Source organism: Streptomyces sp. NPDC055103, assembly GCF_053607625.1.
Map to the genome: position 1 here is coordinate 59,709 of NZ_JBSGTX010000041.1, position 18,197 is coordinate 77,905.

Annotated in this window: 10 protein-coding genes and 1 pseudogene; 5 read left to right on the top strand and 6 right to left on the bottom strand. The window is 68.9% G+C overall.

What is annotated here, in order from left to right:
• Window positions 1–67: 67 nt before the first annotated feature.
• From ACWFR1_RS24695 to ACWFR1_RS24705, 3 genes are read right to left on the bottom strand one after another with little or no spacing between them, the layout of a single operon-like run.
• Window positions 68–997, bottom strand: a complete 930-nt coding sequence (locus ACWFR1_RS24695) for an SDR family oxidoreductase (protein WP_453554609.1) — start codon at window positions 995–997, stop codon at window positions 68–70.
• Window positions 994–1,899: an alpha/beta fold hydrolase gene (locus ACWFR1_RS24700; RefSeq protein WP_453554625.1), complete on the bottom strand. Its 906-nt coding sequence runs from the start codon at window positions 1,897–1,899 to the stop codon at window positions 994–996. The genes ACWFR1_RS24695 and ACWFR1_RS24700 overlap by 4 nt, the downstream gene beginning before the upstream one ends.
• A gap of 8 nt (window positions 1,900–1,907) precedes the next feature.
• A complete protein-coding gene (locus tag ACWFR1_RS24705; protein WP_453554611.1) occupies window positions 1,908–3,434 on the bottom strand; it encodes a flavin-containing monooxygenase in 1,527 nt (508 codons plus the stop codon).
• A 188-nt stretch (window positions 3,435–3,622) separates the two neighbouring features.
• Here ACWFR1_RS24705 and ACWFR1_RS24710 point away from each other — a divergent pair, with 188 nt between their 5' ends.
• Entirely contained in the window at window positions 3,623–4,246 is a 624-nt protein-coding gene (locus tag ACWFR1_RS24710; protein WP_453554627.1) for a MerR family transcriptional regulator, read from the top strand.
• A 39-nt stretch (window positions 4,247–4,285) separates the two neighbouring features.
• On the opposite strand, the gene ACWFR1_RS24715 is transcribed toward ACWFR1_RS24710, so the two are convergent.
• Entirely contained in the window at window positions 4,286–5,089 is an 804-nt protein-coding gene (locus tag ACWFR1_RS24715) for an exodeoxyribonuclease III (RefSeq protein ID WP_453554613.1), read from the bottom strand.
• A gap of 50 nt (window positions 5,090–5,139) precedes the next feature.
• Between ACWFR1_RS24715 and ACWFR1_RS24720 the strand changes: the two genes are divergently transcribed.
• A complete protein-coding gene (locus tag ACWFR1_RS24720) occupies window positions 5,140–5,619 on the top strand; it encodes a GNAT family N-acetyltransferase (RefSeq protein ID WP_453554615.1) in 480 nt (159 codons plus the stop codon).
• A 395-nt stretch (window positions 5,620–6,014) separates the two neighbouring features.
• Here ACWFR1_RS24720 and ACWFR1_RS24725 read toward each other — a convergent pair whose 3' ends face one another.
• A complete protein-coding gene (locus ACWFR1_RS24725; protein ID WP_453554617.1) occupies window positions 6,015–10,493 on the bottom strand; it encodes an FG-GAP-like repeat-containing protein in 4,479 nt (1,492 codons plus the stop codon).
• 452 nt (window positions 10,494–10,945) lie between these two features.
• On the opposite strand from ACWFR1_RS24725, the gene ACWFR1_RS24730 reads away from it, so the two are divergent.
• From ACWFR1_RS24730 to ACWFR1_RS24740, 3 genes and pseudogenes are all read left to right on the top strand, one after another.
• The gene (locus ACWFR1_RS24730) at window positions 10,946–11,878 is read left to right on the top strand and encodes a collagenase (RefSeq protein ID WP_453554619.1); all 933 of its coding nucleotides are present in this window, start codon (window positions 10,946–10,948) and stop codon (window positions 11,876–11,878) included.
• A 792-nt stretch (window positions 11,879–12,670) separates the two neighbouring features.
• A pseudogene (locus ACWFR1_RS24735) lies at window positions 12,671–12,891 on the top strand (transposase family protein); the annotation flags it as partial.
• A gap of 68 nt (window positions 12,892–12,959) precedes the next feature.
• Window positions 12,960–13,505 carry an SMI1/KNR4 family protein gene (locus tag ACWFR1_RS24740; protein WP_453554621.1) on the top strand — a complete coding sequence of 182 codons (546 nt, stop codon included), beginning with the start codon at window positions 12,960–12,962 and terminating at the stop codon, window positions 13,503–13,505.
• Window positions 13,506–13,561: 56 nt separating this feature from the next.
• Here the strand turns inward: ACWFR1_RS24740 and ACWFR1_RS24745 are convergent, their stop codons facing one another.
• Complete coding sequence (locus ACWFR1_RS24745; RefSeq protein WP_453554623.1) at window positions 13,562–18,007, bottom strand: golvesin C-terminal-like domain-containing protein; 4,446 nt, start codon at window positions 18,005–18,007, stop codon at window positions 13,562–13,564.
• Between the last annotated feature and the right edge of the window lie 190 nt (window positions 18,008–18,197).

The following is an 18,197-nucleotide window of genomic DNA, read 5'->3' on the forward strand; positions in this document are numbered from 1 at the left end:
GGGACGGGGCGTCGTGCCCCATCGGGCTCGACCAGCCTCGCACGGGCACACATCACACGCATTTCGATCAGCGACTCTCCGTCACCCCCGCCACGGGGCTCCCCGTCAGCGACGGGTGGCGTCCCCCCGCCCGCGCCTGCTCGTCGGCCGCGCCGCCCGCGCCCACGAGCCCCTTGGAGACGGAGCCGAGGCGCGGCTCGAAGCGCCGCATCTCGCGCTGCCCGACCGTCGCGATCATCCCGGGCAGATAGCCCCGGACCGACTGCATCCCGCGCAGCCACCACTGTGCGTACACATGGGAGGAGCGCCGCTCGATGCCCGCGACGATCCGGTCGACGGCCGGGCCGAGGGGGTACGTGCGGTTCGCGGGCCACGGCAGCCGGGAGCGGAGCTCGCGCATCACGTCGTCCTGGTCGGCGCCCCGCACCATGTCGGTGTCGGTCCAGGACAGATAGCCGACGCCGACCCTCACGCCCTTGTAGGCGACCTCGGCGCGCAGGCTGTGCGCGAAGGCCTCGACGCCCGACTTGGAGGCGCAGTACGCCGTCATCATCGGGGCCGGGGTGAGCGCCGCGAGCGAGGCGATCTGGAGGAAGTACCCCCGGGACTCCATGAGGACGGGCAGGAACGCCCGGCCGGTCACGGCGCCGCCGATGAGGTTGACCTCGATGACCCGCCGCCAGGCGTCGGGGTCGGACTCGACGAACGGCCCGCCGGCCGCGACCCCGGCGTTGGCGACGACGATGTCGACCTTCCCGAAGCGCTCCTTGACCTCGGCCGCGACCTTCGCCATGGCCTCGTGGTCGGTGACGTCGGCGTGCCACCAGTCGGCCTCGGTGTGCAGCCGCCCGGCGACCTCCTTGAGCTGCTCGGGTTCCAGGCCGACGAGCGCGATCCTCGCGCCGCGCGCGGAGAGCTTGCGGGCGAGGAGTTCGCCGACGCCGCGGGCCCCTCCGGTGACGACCGCGACCTGTCCTTCCAGACTCACCCGGCTCATGCCTTCTCCTTCGCTTCCCGGGACGCGCCCAGGTAGGTGTCGCTCAGTTCGCGGATCCGCGCGGTGACGGCCTCGGGGGCCTCCACCGGTGTCATGTGGCCGGCGCCCGTGATTTCGAGGAGCCCCACGCAGCGCGGGAGCGCCTCGGCCATGGCCCGTGAGTGGACGGGCGGCGTGAGCCGGTCGGCGGTGCCGACGAGGACGGCGACCGGCAGGTCCAGCTCCCGTACGTCCGCTTCGAGGTCGAGCTCGGACAGGACGCGGGACCAGCCGACGCGGGCCCCGCGCGGGCAGGCGTGCACGATCCTGGCGCAGGCGTCGACCCGTTCGGGGGCCGACCCCGGTCCCATCGTCGCGTACTTGAGGATCTTCTTCGACACGGGCGTGACCGGCCCGAGGGGGGCCTTCGCGCCGAGGACGCCGCGGGTCAGCCGGGTGCGCCGGTCGCCGGGACGCAGCGGTACGACGGTGGCCTCGGCGGTCAGCCGGGAGGGCCCGGTGGAGCAGAGCAGTACGGCCGCCGCGTGCTCCCGGAAGCCGGGGCGGGAGGCCGCCGCCATGACGGTCATGCCGCCCATGGAGTGCCCGGCCAGGACGGCCTTCTCGCCGGGGGCGAGGGTGGCCGCGAGGACGGCTTCGAGGTCGTCGGCGAGCGCCCGGACCGAGTAGCCGGAGGGCCCGGCGGGGGCCGGGGAGCGGCCGTGGCCGCGCTGGTCGTAGGCGATGACCCGGTGGTCGGCGGCGAGCGCCCGTATCTGCTCGGCCCAGAAGGATACGGAGCAGGTCCAGCCGTGGGCGAGGACGACGACGGGGGCGCCCTCGGGGCCGTACACCTCGACGTGGATCCGGGAGCCGTCGGCGGAGACGGCGGTCAGCTCCCGGGAGGCGGGGAGGGAGGTCAGGTGCCGGCTCACTGGGCCGCCTCCTTCTTGCGGGCGGGGCGGGTCTTCTCCGCCGGGCCGGACTTGGGCGCCCGCAGCACCTCGTACTCGGAGAGGTCGACCCGCCGGGTCTCCTTGCGGAACTCGCCCGTCGTCCCCGGCCACAGGGTGGTGTTGCGGCCGTTGGCGTCGAGATACCAGCTCTCGCAGCCGCCCGCCTTCCAGACGGTCCGCTCCATCCGCGTCTGCACCTTGCGGTTCCAGGCGCCGACGGCGGAGGGGCGGACGGCGAGCGCGGTGCGCCCGCCGAGCATGTCGATCTGGCGCAGGTAGTCGGCCATGTAGTTCAGCTGGGACTCGATCATCAGGATCATCGAGGAGTTCCCGAGGCCGGTGTTGGGGCCGATGACCGTCATGAAGTTGGGGAAGCCGGCGGCGGTGGCGCCGCGCAGCGCCTCCATGCCGCCCTTCCAGGCCTCGGCGAGCGTCTGCCCCTCCGCGCCGACGACCCGCTCGGCGATCGGCATGTCGGTGACGTGGAAGCCGGTGCCGAAGACGATGGCGTCGACCTCGGTCTCGGTGCCGTCCGCGGCGACCACCGTCGAGCCGCGGACCTCGCGCAGGCCGGAGGCGACGACGTCGACGTTGGGCTGGGCGACCGCCGGGTAGTACGTGCTGGAGAGCAGGATCCGCTTGCAGCCGATGCGGTACGAGGGCGTCAGCTTGGCGCGCAGCGCCGGGTCCTTGATCGCCTTGGCGATGTTGGCCTTGGCGAGCTTCTCGATGAGCCCGAGCTCGTTCGGGTGCTTGGTGAAGGCGCCGACCTGGAGTTCGCGGATGCCCCAGAGCAGGCCGCGGCGCAGGGTGCCGGTGACGGGCACGGCGCGGTGGAGCCAGCGCTCGGGGCCGGTGATGGCGCGGTCCATGCGGCGCATGACCCAGGGGGGCGTGCGCTGGAACAGCGTCAGCTTTCCGACCAGGGGCTGGATCGCGGGCACGATCTGGATGGCGGAGGCGCCGGTGCCGATCATGGCGACGCGCTTGCCGGTGAGGTCGTAGTCGTGGTCCCAGCGGGCGGAGTGGAAGACCTTGCCGGGGAAGTCGGCGAGCCCCGGGATGTCGGGGATCTTGGGGTCGGAGAGCGGTCCGGTCGCGGAGACGACGACCTCGGCGCTGAAGGAGCCCTGGCTCGTCTCGATCTCCCAGCGCAGCGCCTCCGCGTCCCAGGCCATCCGCAGCACCTCGTGGTCGAGGCGCAGGTGGGGACGGAGCCCGAAGGTGTCCGTGACATGCTCCAGGTACGCGCGGATGTGGCGCTGTCCCGAGAAGGTCCGCGGCCAGTCGGGGTTGGGCGCGAAGGAGAAGGAGTAGAGGTGCGAGGGCACGTCGCAGGCACAGCCGGGGTAGCTGTTGTCGCGCCATGTCCCGCCCACGGAGTCGGCCCGCTCCAGGACGACGAAGTCGGTGATTCCCTCGCGGCGCAGCCGGACGGCGGCCCCCAGGCCACCGAATCCCGATCCGATCACCGCCACCCGTACGTGCTCGTGCTTCGCCATGCCGCCTCCCGTGCGCCCGACAGATCACGCCAGCAATCACTGGCACAGTCGGGACTGTAGAGCAGCTCCATACCGAGCGGTAGGGGTACGGCAAGGGAAAGTTACCGGCGGTACAACATAGGCTGGCGTGTGTGGCAGAAGGATCAGGACCCGACACGGGCGCACACGAAGCCGTACGCGAGTACCGCATGGACGAGCTGGCGACGGCCGCCGGCATCACCGTGCGCACCCTGCGCTTCTACCGCGAGCGCGGACTGATCCCGCCGCCCCGCCGCGAGGGCCGGATCGCCTGGTACGACGAACACCACCTCGCCCGGCTGCGCACCATCGCCGCCCTCCTGGAGCGCGGCCACACCCTCAACGGCATCGCCGACCTCACCACGGCCTTCGAGAGCGGCCGGAACGTCCGCGAGGTCCTCGCCCTCGGCTCCCCCACCGAGGAGGAGCCCGTCCGCCTCACCCCCGGGGAACTCGCCGACCACTTCGCCGGCGAGGTCACCCCCGAGAACCTCGCGGCCGCCCTCGACCTCGGCTACCTCGTCACCGACGGCGAGGAGATCATCCACATCAGCCGCCGGCTGCTCGACGTCTCCGCCGCGCTCGTCCGGGAAGGCGTCCCGCTCGCCGAGGTCCTCAAGGCGGGCGCCCGCGTCCGCGAACACGCCGACGCCCTCGCCGAGCTCTTCACCGACCTGCTGCGCGCACACGCCGCCGAGGACGACCTGTCGCGGCTGCGCCCGCTCGCGAAGAGCGTCGTCGAGGCCGAACTGTCGATGGCCCTCGACCGGCGCCTGCGCCCCGAAGGGGCCTGACCGGCGGGCCGGCCCGGGAAGGCCGCGCCCCGCCGGGGCCTACAGCTCGTAGACGGCGGTCACGGGGGCGTGGTCGCTCCACCGCTCGTCGTGGGTGGCGGCCCGCTCGACGTAGGCCTTCACGGCCTTGCCGGCGAGGCCGGGGGTGGCGACCTGGTAGTCGATCCTCCAGCCGCTGTCGTTGTCGAAGGCGCGGCCGCGGTAGGACCACCAGGTGTAGGGCCCTTCCTGCTCCGGGTGGAGGGCCCGTACGACGTCCACGTAGCCCCCGTCCCCCTCCCCGAAGACCCGCCCCAGCCAGTCCCGCTCCTCGGGCAGGAAGCCGGCGTTCTTCTTGTTGGCCTTCCAGTTCTTGAGGTCGGCCTCCTGGTGGGCGATGTTCCAGTCGCCGCAGACGACGACCTCGCGCCCGTCGGCGGCGGCGCGGCCCCTGAGCTCCTTCAGGTACGGCAGGAACTCGCCGAGGAACCGCATCTTCTCGTCCTGGCGCTCGGTGCCGACCTCGCCGGAGGGCAGGTAGAGGCTGGCGACGGTGACACCGGGCAGGTCGGCCTCGATGTACCGCCCGCTGTCGGCGAACTCACTCGACCCGAAGCCGACGCGCACGGCGTCGGGCTCGCGGCGCGTGTAGAGGGAGACTCCGGCGCGGCCCTTGGCGGCGGCGGGCGCGTGGGCGGTGAACCAGCCCTCGGGCGCCCGCACCTCGACGGGCATCTGGGCCTCCTCGGCGCGCACCTCCTGGAGACAGACGACGTCGGCGGAGGTCCCGGCCAGCCACTCGACGAAACCCTTCTTGGCGGCGGCACGAATCCCGTTGACATTCACGCTGGTGACAGTGAGCATCCCGGGAGAATACCGACACCCATGCGCTGCATACATGTACGATACTCCGCATGAACATCCAGCCCAGGCCTCATGACCACCCCGACGCCGTGAAACTCGACGACGCCGTGCAGCTGGAGTACGCCGCACGCTACGGCGGCGAGGGCGATGTCACACCCCTGGACGCCGGAATGTTCACCCCGCCGCACGGCCTCTACCTCCTCGCCTACGACTCCGAGGACCGCCCGGTCGCCACGGGAGGCTGGCGCACCCAGGACAAGAACGACGAGGGGTACGAGGACGGCGACGCCGAGCTGAAGCGCATGTACGTGGTCCCCGAGGCCCGCGGCCTGGGCCTGGCCCGCCGCATCCTCGCCGCCCTGGAGGCCGACGCCCGCGCGGCCGGCCGCACGCGCATGGTCCTGGAGACGGGCACGGCCCAGCCGGAGGCGATAGCCCTCTACACCTCGTCGGGCTACACCCCCTGCCCCAAGTTCGGCCACTACCGCGACTACGAGAACAGCCGCTGCTTCGCGAAGCCGCTGACCTGAGGCGCGCGGGTGGCCTGAGGCACGCGGGTGACCAGGCGCGCGGGTGGCCTGAGGCACGCGGGTGACCAGGCGCGCGGGTGGCTTGACGCACGCGGGTGGCCTCACACACCCCAGCGGGGGCGTGTATGCGGTGAATTCTCACACCCCACCTCTCATGGGTACGCGAATGTCACCGCACGCTAGCCACTCGGGGCACCGTGAAGTTCGCGACTTGAGGTAGATCTGAGAAATTCAGAACGGGAAGACCGGCACCGCGACAAAGGGTGGCGACTCCGGCATCCGGGCGCCACTCGGACCGGTCAAAAAGAAGCCGAAAAAGGGACAATGCCCGGGAATGAATTCCCGGGCATTGTCCTCGTTTCCCGCCAGATGTGTCCCTGGCGGGCTCATTCCTCCTAGTTGTTGGGCTTCAGGAGGGTGACGTTGGGCCAGTACCAGCCGGTGAGGGTGCTCCAGCCGGCCTTGTGGTAGTCGAAGCCCGTGGCGTTCGACAGGTGGGTGAACGCCTTGAACTCACCGGTGGAGAAGCCGTAGACGCTGCCGATGTCGTCCCGGCCGTCACCGTTGAAGTCACCCGACGTGTACTTGGCGCCCTGGTAGTACCAGTTGCCGGCCGGGATCTCCAGGCCCTTGGTGCTGGCAGTCGCGAACTTCCCGTCACGCGACGCGTTGGCGGGGAGCTTGAACAGGGCGTCCCTGCCGTCGGAGTAGTCGTACCAGAAGCCGACGTCGTCCAGGCCGTCGCCGTTGAAGTCGCCCACGTGCAGGTTGGTCCGGGACCAGCTGCCCCAGCTCGTGGCGGTGCCGCCCCAGGACTGGAGGCTGATGTTGCTGAAGCCGCCGTTGGACAGGGCCAGGAAGCTGTGCATCTTCAGGTCCCCGTTCGGGTACCCGTAGAGCGCGCCGATGTCGTCCCGGCCGTCACCGTTGAAGTCGCCGGTGGCGAACTTGCTGGCGTTGACGTCCCACCAGCCCGCCTGGAGCTGCGCGGAGGCGAACGGCGAGTTGAAGCCGCCCTTCACGTTGGCCGTGAAGGTGAAGATGGTGTCGTTGCCGGCGGAGTAGTTGTACCAGGCGGCGATGTCGTCCCGGCCGTCACCGTTGAAGTCGCCCGACTGGAGGGTCGTGGAGGCGCCGTACCAGCCGCCCTTCTGCGACGTGTAGGACGAGAAGGGGGCGTTGAAGCCGCCGCCGGCCTTGGCGAGCGCCGTGAACAGCTTGACGACGCCGTTGCCGTAGTCGTACATGGCCGCCATGTCGCTGCGGCCGTCACCGTTGTAGTCGCCGGAGACGAACTGCATCCGGTCGATGTTCCAGCTGTCCGGCAGGGACTCGTAGGACTTGAACGGCGCGGCGAACGTACCGTCCGAGTTGGACTTGAAGGTGTGCAGGGCGTCCTTGCCGTCGGAGTACGAGTACCAGGTCGCCATGTCGCTGCGGCCGTCGCCGTCGTAGTCCTGCCGGACGACGGTGTTCGTCGCCCACTTCGAGCGGCCCGCGGCGTCGTAGACGACCAGGTTGCCGCGGTCCTGAAGGACCGCGTAGCCGTTGAGGGCGGCCACGCCGGACGTCCACAGCTGGGCGCCGACGGCCGTGGTGACCACGAGCTTGCCGTCGGACTGCAGCATGGCCTTCGCGCCGGGGTTGCCGGCGGTGTTGGAGCTCCACAGCACGCCGCCCGTGTTCGACGTCACGACGAGGTTGCCGTCGGTGCGCATCGTGAGCTTGGCGGCGTTGGAGGTGTAGGACCCGCCGGACGGGATCTCGGTGCCGGTCGGGATGAACGCGCCGCCCGTCCTTCCGTCGATGGTGAAGCGGGACCCGAACTGGATGGTGCTGGTCGCGGAGGGCGCGTGACCCTTCCAGGCGACGAGCGCGTTGTCCGAGGCCTGGCGGGCCCAGAGCTCGGCGCGGAGGTCCTCGGTCGGGTCGCTCGTGATGTCGCCGGAGGAGCCCACGACCGGGAAGGCGGCCTTGGTGACGCCGGTGCCGATCTTCAACAGGTTCTCGGGAAGGCCCCAGGTGGCGGCGTTCAGGCCGCCGTCGGGCGCGTACTCGGCCCAGGCGAGCAGGATGTCGCCGGTGGCGTCGTCGCGGAGCCAGAGGTCCGGCAGCCCGTCCCAGCTGACGTCACCCGGGGTGATGATCGTGTACTTGTCCCAGTTCGTCCCACCGACCAGGGTGGGCGACCGCGTGTAGCCGAGGTCCAGGTCGTTGGTGGCGCGGTTGCCGTAGTAGGCCCAGAGCAGCTTGCCCTGCTTGACCAGGAGGTCGGGCTGGCCGTCGGCGTTGATGTCGCCGGGGGCGGCGATCTGGTCGGCGTTGGACCAGTGGTCGTCACCGGTCCAGGTGCCCTCGCCGGGGCAGCCCTCGTCCTCGTTCTTGACCGGGCAGGTGACGGTCAGCTCGGTCCGCTTGTCCGGATCGATCCGGCCGAAGCCGTTGTTCTCGTACGCGAAGATCCGCTTGCGCTTCTCGATCTCGTCGTACTCCAGGGTCACCAGGTCGTTGTAGCCGTCCTGGCCCCAGTCACCGAAGGTCGTGACCTGCTTGCCGGCGAACGAGCCGCCGCCGCTGGTGGCGTTGCTGAACTCGCCACCGCCCTGACCGCCGTAGGTCAGCAGGGTGCCGTTGCCGTCCACGGCCCAGATGTCGCGGGTGGCGTCACCGTTGAGGTCGAAGGCCACGTCACGGGTCTTCGTGGTGGCCGCGTAGTAGATGTACGTGGCCGTGTCCGAGCGGTTGCCCGCCTTGTCCACGCTGTACGCGTACACGAAGTGCGGACCGTAGTTCGGCGGGGTGATGGTCACCACCGGCGAACCCGCGGTGACGGGCGTGACGTCCGGGTCGGTGTCCGTCCAGTAGTGGTACGCGACCACGTCGCCGACCCCGTTCGGGCCGAACGTGAACGCGCCGGGGGTCCGCGCCTTGCCGGTGCCCGCGGGCCACTTGAGCTCACCGTTGGGGAAGACCGTCGAGGTGATGGTCGGCGGGTTGCTGGGACGCGTGCGGTCGACCGTGAACTTGCAGGTCACCGACGTCGGACCCCAAGCCAGGTCCTTGTCCCTCGTGATGACGTTCCAGGTGTAGTCACCCGTCGGCAGGTCCGCGTCGGGCACCGCCCAGGTCGTGACCTTGTCCTTCAGGGCCGGCAGGTCCATCGTCCGGATCGGCGCGACGGTGCCCGACCTGTACAGCGCGAAGCGCGCCGTCAGGTTGCCCGCGTCGCGGTCGGAGTGCTTGGCGTACAGGCTGACCCGCGTGTTGCCGATGACGCCGCCGGTCTTGCAGTCGGTCTTGGGGTACGTCCCCAGGCCCTCCGGGCGCTTCGGCAGGGTGTTGTACTTGATCTCGAGGGTGGCCGTCTTCGGGTCGAACTTCTTCCAGCCGAAGGTGTCCGTCTCGTCGGAGGCGTACAGACCCAGGGTGATGTTCGCCAGGCCCTGGCCCTTCGAGCCCTCCTTGGCGCGGGCCTTGACCTTGGACGTGACGTCGAACTCGAGGTTCCCCGCGCCGCAGCCCTCGATCTCCGGGTTCCAGCCCTTGGAGTCGTTCACCGTGGCCAGCTTGGTGAGCCGGGTCGGCTGGTTGTTCCAGGTCGTCCTCGACGTGATGCCCGCGGTGTGCCACACCTCGACGGGGCGGGACTGGCAGGACCAGGACCAGGTGTTCTTGACGCGGAACGTCGCCGACTTCACCTCGGCGCCCATGACGTCACTCGTGTCGAGCTGGATGAACGAGCGCGAGACACGGTTCGAGCCGCCCGTCTGGGCCTCGTAGCCGACCCGGATCGGGTCGGTGGAGTTCCAGAACGAGTAGTTCGGGTACTGCTTGTAGACGCGCGTCCAGTTCTGCCGCTCGCCCCACGCCCACTGCGGGTCGATGAAGACCGGGTACTGGGTCTCGGGGGCGGCCAGCATGGCCTGGTCCGGCGTGATCTCCAGGGTGTCACCGGCGACCGCGGTGGCCATCGGCGCGTCCGTGGATCCCGGCGGCGGCTCGAAGCTGTCCGCGGGCTCCGTCGTTCCGTCAGCCGCCGTCCCTCCCTCGGCGGTGGCGGAGAACGCCTGAGCGCCCGCGGCCGGCTGCACCGGCTCGCTGGTGGACGTCGTGGAGTCCCACATCAGGGGCGTCGGGCTCGAGAAGACCGCGTGCCCCGAGGGGTCCACCGCGGTCAGACCGCCGGTCTCGGAGTCCACCGAGACGTTGAGGCCGACCGTGTCGAACTTGAACTTCAGGCTGTCCAGCGCCGGGTTCTGCGCGGCCTCCGCGGTCTTGACCACGAGGAGCTGCGAGAAGCCCTCGACCTCGGCCTTCAGCTGGAGGTCGACGCCGGGCAGGATCTCGGCGTACGTGGCCACGTTCTCGGCCAGCGTGGGCGCGGGCAGCGCGGTGGGCCAGTTGAGCGTGAGCGTACGCCCGTCCTTGACCCCGGAGAGCAGCGGAGCGGTACCGCCGCCGGAGAACGTCACGTTCACCAGCGAGGCCTTGGGCTTCACCGATCCGTCCACGTCGCGGACCAGCGTCGGGTCGGTGGCGACCCACGCTCCGTCACGGAACAGGCGAACGGCGGCTCCGTGCCGGTTCACCGTCCAGGTGCCGTCGGGCTGGGCCCAGGTGTCGGTGGTCTCGGTCCTGGCCGATTCCAGCTCGTAGGGCTGCCCCGTGGCCTGGGCCTGTTCGAGGGCGTAGTCCTCCTCGCTGATTTCCCCGGTATCGACCGGACTCTCCCATACCGCCGCGGCCGGCGGAGCCAGCCCGGGAAGGGTGATGAGGACGGAGGCGGAAAGGACGCCTGTCAGCGCGACGGATATCAGCCGTCTGCCTCCGGGGCCTCTGCTTCTCTTTCCACCACGCGGTCTTGCAGCAGTCACGTGTACCTCTCAAATTTGCGAACGCCGAGCATCGATCCGTGAACGGCAAAAGAATGATGACTCACGCCGCCCACCGCCACCGACTTGAGGTGAACTTGAGCCCTGGGCCTCGGCGGAAGATGTCGCTCAAGTCGCCCCAAAATTCCCCCGCAATTCCCCCGCGAAGCAGAAAATGATCTTGGAGAACGCTTTTCGGACGGAGCCCGAAATAGCGTCAGAAACCAGACCAATTCCCACCGGGGGCGAGGGGCGGGCTCGACGGCGGGCTGGACGGCGGGCTCGACGACGGGCTCGACGACGGGCTCGACGGCGGGCTCGACGGCGGGCTCGACGGCGGGCTGGACGCATCCGGTGAACAGCATTGAAAAGCTATGTGACATGTGCCATTTTACAGCGCAGCCCGTCACGGACGGGGCCCCTCCTCCCATCCCCAGGAGCGAACCTTGCGCGCCATGGCCATCGCCACCGCCCTGCTCATATCGGCCGTCGCGGCCGCCCCCGCCCAGGCCGCCCAAGCCGCCCCGGCCGAGCCCAAGCCGGACCACGCCTTCTCCGACCCGGCCCAGCGCCCGGCCCACGGCACCGCCAAGGGCGCGCCCGGGGCCACCGCCGGCGGCGGCCTGGAAGCGCGCATCCTGCCGATCGTCCACAACTGCAGCCCGTCGCTGCGGATCCGGGCCCAGGAGATGACCGCCGCCCAACTGACGGCGACCTGCGCGAGCCTGGCCAACCAGGACGCGTACTTCCACGGCGTGGTCAGGGACTCGGGCCCGGTCGCGAACGACTACAACACCACCCTCGAGGTCGATGTCTTCAACTCCAGCGCCGACTACAAGGCCTACGCGAGGAAGATCTACGGCATCGACACCAACAACGGCGGCATGTACCTGGAGGGAGACCCCTCCGCGACGGGCAACCAGCCCCGCTTCATCTGTTACGAGCGCACCGACGTGAGCCCCGGCTGGCAGATCTGGAACCTCAACCACGAGTACACGCACTACCTCGACGGCCGCTACGACCTCTACGGCGACTTCGGCGCCAGCCAGACCACACCCACCGTGTGGTGGGGCGAGGGCATCGCGGAGTACGTCTCCTACTCCTACCGCGGCGTCACCTACGCCAACGCGGTGGCCGAGGCCGGCAAGCACACGTACTCCCTGCGCACGCTGTTCGACACCACCTACGCCAACAGCGACGTCAACCGCACCTACAACTGGGGCTACCTCGCCGCCCGCTACATGGTCGAGAACCACCCGGCCGACGTCGCCACGCTGCTCGGCCACTACCGCACCGGAATCTGGACCGCCGCGCGCACCTTCCTCACCTCGCTGGACTACGAGGCCGACTGGAACGCCTGGCTGACAACGGTGGCCGCGGGCGCCTGACCGGTGCACCCTCCCGCTGCGGCCGAATCACCCCCGGCCACAGCGGGAGGGGCACGACCCCAGCCCACGGAGAAAGCGACGCTCACTCCCCCGGAGCTCTTCGTGCACGAGGACCTCGGCGGTGTGCTGTGCTTCCGCGGCGAGAACCTGGGGGACGCCTTCTGGGGCGTGCGTCTGCACGACCTGGGGGAAGCCGACCCGCCTGTCGTCGTCCAGTCACGCGAGGGCTGGCGACCGTTCATGGACGGGGTCTCGCCGGCGTGCCGACTCCTGGCTCCACGCCCGCGGCAAGACCCCGCCCCACCTCGCAGCAGCCTGCACCACCATCCCGGGCCGATGGTCCCAGTGGCAGGGAACGGAACCACCCCCGGCCGACGAGCTCCTCCTCTGAGCGGCCCCGCATCCACCCCACAAACGCCGAGATCCCGCCCAGCCTTTCGGCTGAACGGGATCTCGAGACGATTCTCGAGAGCTACTCGAGAACTGTCGTTTGTGGGCTGTTCACGAGTACCCCTGACCAGGCGGAACAGAAGCGGTTGAAGATCGCTTCCCAGCCACCTGAAGATCGTTTCCCGTCGGCGAGGTGGCTGCTCGATGTGGAGTGGAGCCAGAGCGACTGCGCAAGGCGGGGTGGGACGGTACGTGAGCTGCAGCTACGCACCCCTGACCTGGGTAGATGCCGATCCGGCTCGACATCTCTTCGAAACGGACGCCAAGGCGACGAGGAGTTGGCGAGCCTTGTCATGCCCTTGCTACCCAGCTCTGAAGTCGCTCGAGAGGTTCGCTGGCGTTCACCAGGGCGCCGCCCGACCGGTCCGCGTGCCGTTTCGCGGCCGTCGGTCAAGCAAGTGATGCGCCCGCACAACAACAGCCACGCAAAGATCCGCTGCCTCGGCGAGCAGGCCATGGCCACCCTCAAGGGCTGGCGCCTGCTACGCAAGATCCGCTACAGCACCAACCAAATCACCGACATCGTGAAGGCCGTCGTCGTCCTTCAGCACGCCTCAACCTGAGGTTGAAAAGGCTCAGTGTCCATGCGCGGCCTGTTCATGGAATAGCTGTGTCGGCTAGGAAAGGGGGCATGGAAGCCACACACCAAATCGCCCCCGCCTGGACCCGGATCGTCCGCTGGCTCGAAAGCAATGCGCCCACCACCGCCCTGACGCTGTGCCCGCCGGCCACGGACGCCGCCGTCCGCCTCCTGGAAGAGTCCCTGGGCTTCCCCGTTCCCGAGGAGCTGGATGCCTGGCTGCGCCTGAACGACGGCAGCACCGTGCTGGACACGGAGTCCTGCATCTTCCCCACCTCCGAGGTCTTCCTCGACTGCCACGCCATCGCCGACCGATATCAGAACTCCCTGCGCGTCGCTGAGGAGATCGGCGATGAGGACTGGTGGCAGCCTTCCTGGATCCCCATCACTGCCGCCGACGGCCATTACGGCCTCCTGTTGGACGCCACCACGGGTGCCGTTCTCGCCTATACCGAGACCGACGACCCGCGCCGGCACGCCCCCTCACCGGGCCTGTGGCTGACCGCTGTGGCCGACTCCCTGGAGAGCGGGGTGGCCGACCGGCTTACCCGGGGCTTCAGGCCTGTGGTCCGCGACGGCCGGCTCGTCTGGGAGTGAGACGTGGGCGGGGCCCGATGGTGATCCACCGGGCCCCGCCGTCCGTTCAGGAGGTGCTACGGCTTGGGTGCGTCGACCCAGTAGGCGTCGCCCTCGAGCACTCGGTTGTCCCTCCGGAACGTCGGGAACAGGGACATGGACTGCGTGTTCTGGTTGTTCGACATGCTGGCGCGGCCGCACGGCTCGGTCCAGGTCGGCAAGTGCGACCGGGAGTCCGGGACAAGTCGCCACACCCCGCTCGCGTCACGCTGTGCAATGGTGTTCACGCACCCCTCGCCTGTTGTGACGGAGCCGAGGTTCTTTCCGCCCCAGCTCTTCGGAATCGCCGCGCTCTCCCAGCTCGCTGCGAAGGGGAACTCGTCGCAGCTGGGCACGTCGTTGGCGCCCAGCTCGGGCGACATGGTGGCCAGCGGACTCCGCTCCCAAACCGATTTGTCCGGACAGATCGTGTCCCGGTTGTGGTCCACTAGGGTCTTGGTGCTGGTGGGCGGGTTGGGCACATAGACGTCGTTGGACAGGAACGTCAATGGCTCCTTGCCCCGTAGGCCGTACCCGCCAGGGAGCTTGTTCTGCATCAGCCATATGTGGGCCGATACAGCCGGGAACTTCTTTGCGTTGATGCTGTAGGTCGGCTTGTAGCGGCTGAAGACGCAGCCCGGCGTGGCCTTCACCTCGATGTCGCATCGGATGTCGAGCTCGGACTTCTCTACCTCTGCCGGGGTCCACGGCCCGCCGTTGACCAGGCCGTTGAACCTCCAGTGCGGCACGAGTACGTCGCTCTCCGCTCCGGCAGCCGGTGTCCACTTCAGCCGAGACGTGACGGTTGCCTCGTGCGTGTCACCGCGTGTCCAGGTGGTAGAGCCGCTCCACGGGGAAGTGTCCACCTGACAGTAACCCCGGCACAGGAAGTCCACGTTGAATGTAGCCGTCGTGACGGCCGCATCCATGGACTTGAGACGGACCGAGGCCGTCTGAGTAACGATGTCAGTGTTCGGGTCGGTGTCCATCTCCATGCGATAAATGAATGTGGCGCTGCCTAGCTGGGTGTTGTTGGTGTCACGCAGGATGATTGTGAAGTCGTCGAGGACACAGGACTGGGTCCGGGTGTACGTGATCGAGTTCTGAGTCACGCTGCAGGACGCGGTATCGCCCGCGCCAGACGTCGCACCGACCACCGCGGGCCTCACGAACAGGGAGTCGGCCGACTGCATCGGGGCACCGGACTTCGCCACGCCGCCTGTCGGCCCGGCAAGCGGCAGGGGTGCCTTCTGGAAGAAGGAATCGTTGACACTGTCGGGTGTCTCGACCTTCACCGGCTCCGGGGCGAACGGGTCCGGGTCTCCGAAGGTGAGGTCTGCCGGGATGCCTGAGTAGTCGCCGGGGACGAAAGCGATCGCATCCCAGGCGATGTCCTTGTCGCCGTTGCCGTCACTGGTGAAGTTGGACAGGCTCACCTCGGGCCGGGTGTCGCCGAACTGGTAGGCACCGAGGTCGACCCACTTGTTCGACTGATTGTCCGCTTGGGAGATCGTCTTGGTGACGATGCCATCCACAGTCGTGATCTTGTAGTCGGCGATCTTGGTCTGCGCCCCGTGGTCCGGGATGTGCGCGTAGACCTTGGCCTGACCGCCGGGGATGGTCCGGCCGAGCTTCCACACGCCGTTGATGTACAAGCGGTGGCCGTAGGTCGGGTCCGGCTGGCGTGTGTGGGTGAACCAGAAGTGGTTGCCGTAGGCGGCGCCGATCTGGTGCGTGTCCATCTTGCCCGGGTAGGTTCCGTCAGACCAGATGTAGTAGTTGAGGTTGAACGTCCCGTCGGACTTCACTGTCCCGCAACTGCGCGCGTCCGAGCCAGCCGGAACAACGCCGTTCGGGACGTCGTCGACGATCAGCGCGTTCGTCGGCAGGCCGCTGGAGCAGCGCGGCGGGTAGGAGTTGGCGTCGGGCTGTTCTGGGTAACTGGTGTTGAAGCGGTGAACCTGATTGCCACACTGGGCCAAGGACCCGCAGTTCTTCCACGTCACCGGCTTGTTCCACCAGCAGTGAAGCCAGTGCGGGTTGGTGGCCTTGTCGCCGGAGTCGAGGGTGCAGGCACCCTTCCCCGGGTCGTTGGAATCGGCGTCGGAGATCTTCGACGGGTCACAGGAGTTGGACGCGTCGCAGAACGCGTTCAGCGGCGGCTTGGCCTTTGCCCGGTCGAGCGTGGTGTTCCACCACGCCGGACGGTAGCCGGCCTGCATGTCACCGGGGCCGAACATGGCGGTGATGGGGTGCCCGGCCCAGCCGATGACCTTCTCCTCGTACGGCCAGTCCTGTGGGTGGGCGGCGTCTGCATAGTTGTCGCCGCCGATCGTGTTGTCGAGGAACGGCAGGCGGTTGGCCTTCCACAGCGGGTTGGCTGGGTTGTTGGTCCAGCCCACGCCCCAATGCCCTGCGCTGTCGGCCTCGGCCTGCGGGTAGAAGCCAGAGTTGTATGCCCAAAGGGCGAAAAACCAGTTCTCGATCCACTTGGGGTGTCCGTCGTTGACCTTCATCCCCGCGTTGTAGGTCTGGTTCCACTTCTCCGACAGGATCTGCGCGCCTGCCGCGATATTGGCGGTGTAGTCGAGTGCGATGGCCTCCTGCTGGAGGACGGATTTGGTGGGCTGGTCATGGCCCGGCAGGCGCATGCCGTCCGTGGCCTGGGTGATGCCGTAGCCGCAGTCGGCCTTCGACCAGTCGATCCGCCAAGGGTCGGCCTGGGTGCCGCTCGGGTTGTAGTCGACGCCGTAGTAGTTGCCGATCAGGCTGTTGGCGGTGGTACCCGGGACCGCGTAGCGGGTGGCCTGCCACATGTTGGACTCCTGGGCGGTGACCCCAAGGAGGATCTGCGACGGGATGTGCCAGCGGTCGTTCGTCCCGTCCTCGGTGTCCAGAGTCCCGTTCGGATCACCGGCGAGCACGATAGGCGGGAACAAACCCTGCGGCTGGTAGCCACCGGTGCCGGTGTTCTTCCAGTTCGCGCCCCGGGACAGGTTCAGGCGGCCGATAACCGCCTGGTCCACTGCCCACTCGACCTGCCGGGGGGTCGGCTGGAACGCCTGCTTCTGCACGCTATTGCGGGGCACAGCGCAGGTTCGCTCGCTCTCGCCCTCGCTCGGGTCAGTCGGCGAGCCCGACAGAAGTTCGCCCGCCGTCCGCGCTGTCAGCGTGCCTTGCGTGGACGACCTGCCTGTGGACGCGTCACCGGCGGTCGTTTGCCGTGGTCGGGGGAGCACCGGAGAGATCGCACGGCCCTGCTCAGCGGCCTTCCGACCACCGACGTGGTCCTTGCCGGGCAGGGCGTCCAGGACAACCGACCTCCCCGTGCCGAGCAGGCGCAGGGTGGTGCGCACGGTGCGCTCGGTCAGCGCTTCCTCGGGGCGGATGCGGGTGTCTTTGCCGTCCGCCCATGCGGTGGTGACGGCGGCACGGCCGTGACTGGAGAGCAGGGCTCCCTTGGCGAGGCCGCCGGGGTTGCTTACCGTCTTCGGCAGCGCGCCCTTGGCGGTGGTGGCCTTGCCCGTGACGTAGACCGTGCCGTCGGCGGAGGATGTCAGATCCCAGGCGGTCAACGGCCCCGAGGCCACGGTGATGGGCTTGGCACCGCTTCGGCGGAGCTGTTCGGCGCCCAGGTACTGCGCCTGGCTCGTGGTCGCGCTGTCCGCCACCTTCGCGTCGGTCGCCGGGTCGCGGTCGATGTAGGTGAGGCCGCCCTCCGCGTCCACGGTCAACTGGAACGGGACCGACCGGGTTCGGGTGATCTCGGTGAGCTTCCCCCGAGGGCCGGCGTTGACCAGCCGGTTGCCTTGGGCGGCCATGACGCCGTTCTTCGTCGGGACGGCCGAGGTGACCTGGCCCGGGTACGCGACCGGCTTGCCGACGTGGCCCTTTGCGGTGTCTACCGTGATCAGCCGGGTCTGCTGGGCTCTGTCGGCCTCGTATGAGAGCTGGGTGAACACGGCCTGCTCGCCCGTGCCACAGCCGGGGCTGAAGTACGCGAGCGAGGCCTGGAACGGCAGCTTGGTGACCTTGCCAGTGGTCAGGTCCACGATCGCGGTGAATGCTCCGCGGACCATCAGCTCGGGCTTGTTGGTGAAGGTGCGCGGAGCATAGGCGACAGCTGCCCGTTTCCCGGACGCGGTGAGGCACGCGTTACCGATCCAGGTGTCGGTGTCGAAGCCGGGCTCAGACAGAGAAGCGGCTGTCTTCCAGGCGTAGCCGGCGCTCTCGTCGGCGACGAGGAGGTGGAAGCCGGTGCCGTCGCCTGAGGTGGTGAAGGCAGCGTCGGTAGACTTCGTGTGCGTGGCGCCGAGGACGGCGGCACGGTCCTGGCCAGGCACGGAGGAGGGGTGGTGGACGTTCTCAGTGTCGGGGGCCTGCCACTGAGCGGCGTTCTTCGGCGGTGCCGGTTCGGCCGCTTGCGCGGGCAGGGTCAACGGCAGTGCGAGCGCCGTCGCCACAGTGACGGTGACGGGCGCCAACAGCCGCCTGGGTATGTGTCTCACATGTCTCCCTGATCAGTGGTGCGAAGGCCCTGGTTGGGGCGTCATCGGAAGGGACCTGCGGATAGGGCGCCTATTGATCCGAAACGCTTTGAGTTCAGGCTCGTTGACGGTGTGTGAGTGATCTGGTGGGGGATGCGCGGGCCTGGTCGCCGGACGCGCAGGAGGC

Coding starts and splice junctions, on each gene's coding strand:
- ACWFR1_RS24695 (WP_453554609.1), bottom strand. CDS start 997: ATGAGCCGGGTGAGTCTGGAAGGACAGGTCGCGGTCGTCACCGGAGGG.
- ACWFR1_RS24705 (WP_453554611.1), bottom strand. CDS start 3,434: ATGGCGAAGCACGAGCACGTACGGGTGGCGGTGATCGGATCGGGATTC.
- ACWFR1_RS24710 (WP_453554627.1), top strand. CDS start 3,623: ATGGACGAGCTGGCGACGGCCGCCGGCATCACCGTGCGCACCCTGCGC.
- ACWFR1_RS24715 (WP_453554613.1), bottom strand. CDS start 5,089: ATGCTCACTGTCACCAGCGTGAATGTCAACGGGATTCGTGCCGCCGCC.
- ACWFR1_RS24720 (WP_453554615.1), top strand. CDS start 5,140: ATGAACATCCAGCCCAGGCCTCATGACCACCCCGACGCCGTGAAACTC.
- ACWFR1_RS24730 (WP_453554619.1), top strand. CDS start 10,946: ATGGCCATCGCCACCGCCCTGCTCATATCGGCCGTCGCGGCCGCCCCC.
- ACWFR1_RS24740 (WP_453554621.1), top strand. CDS start 12,960: ATGGAAGCCACACACCAAATCGCCCCCGCCTGGACCCGGATCGTCCGC.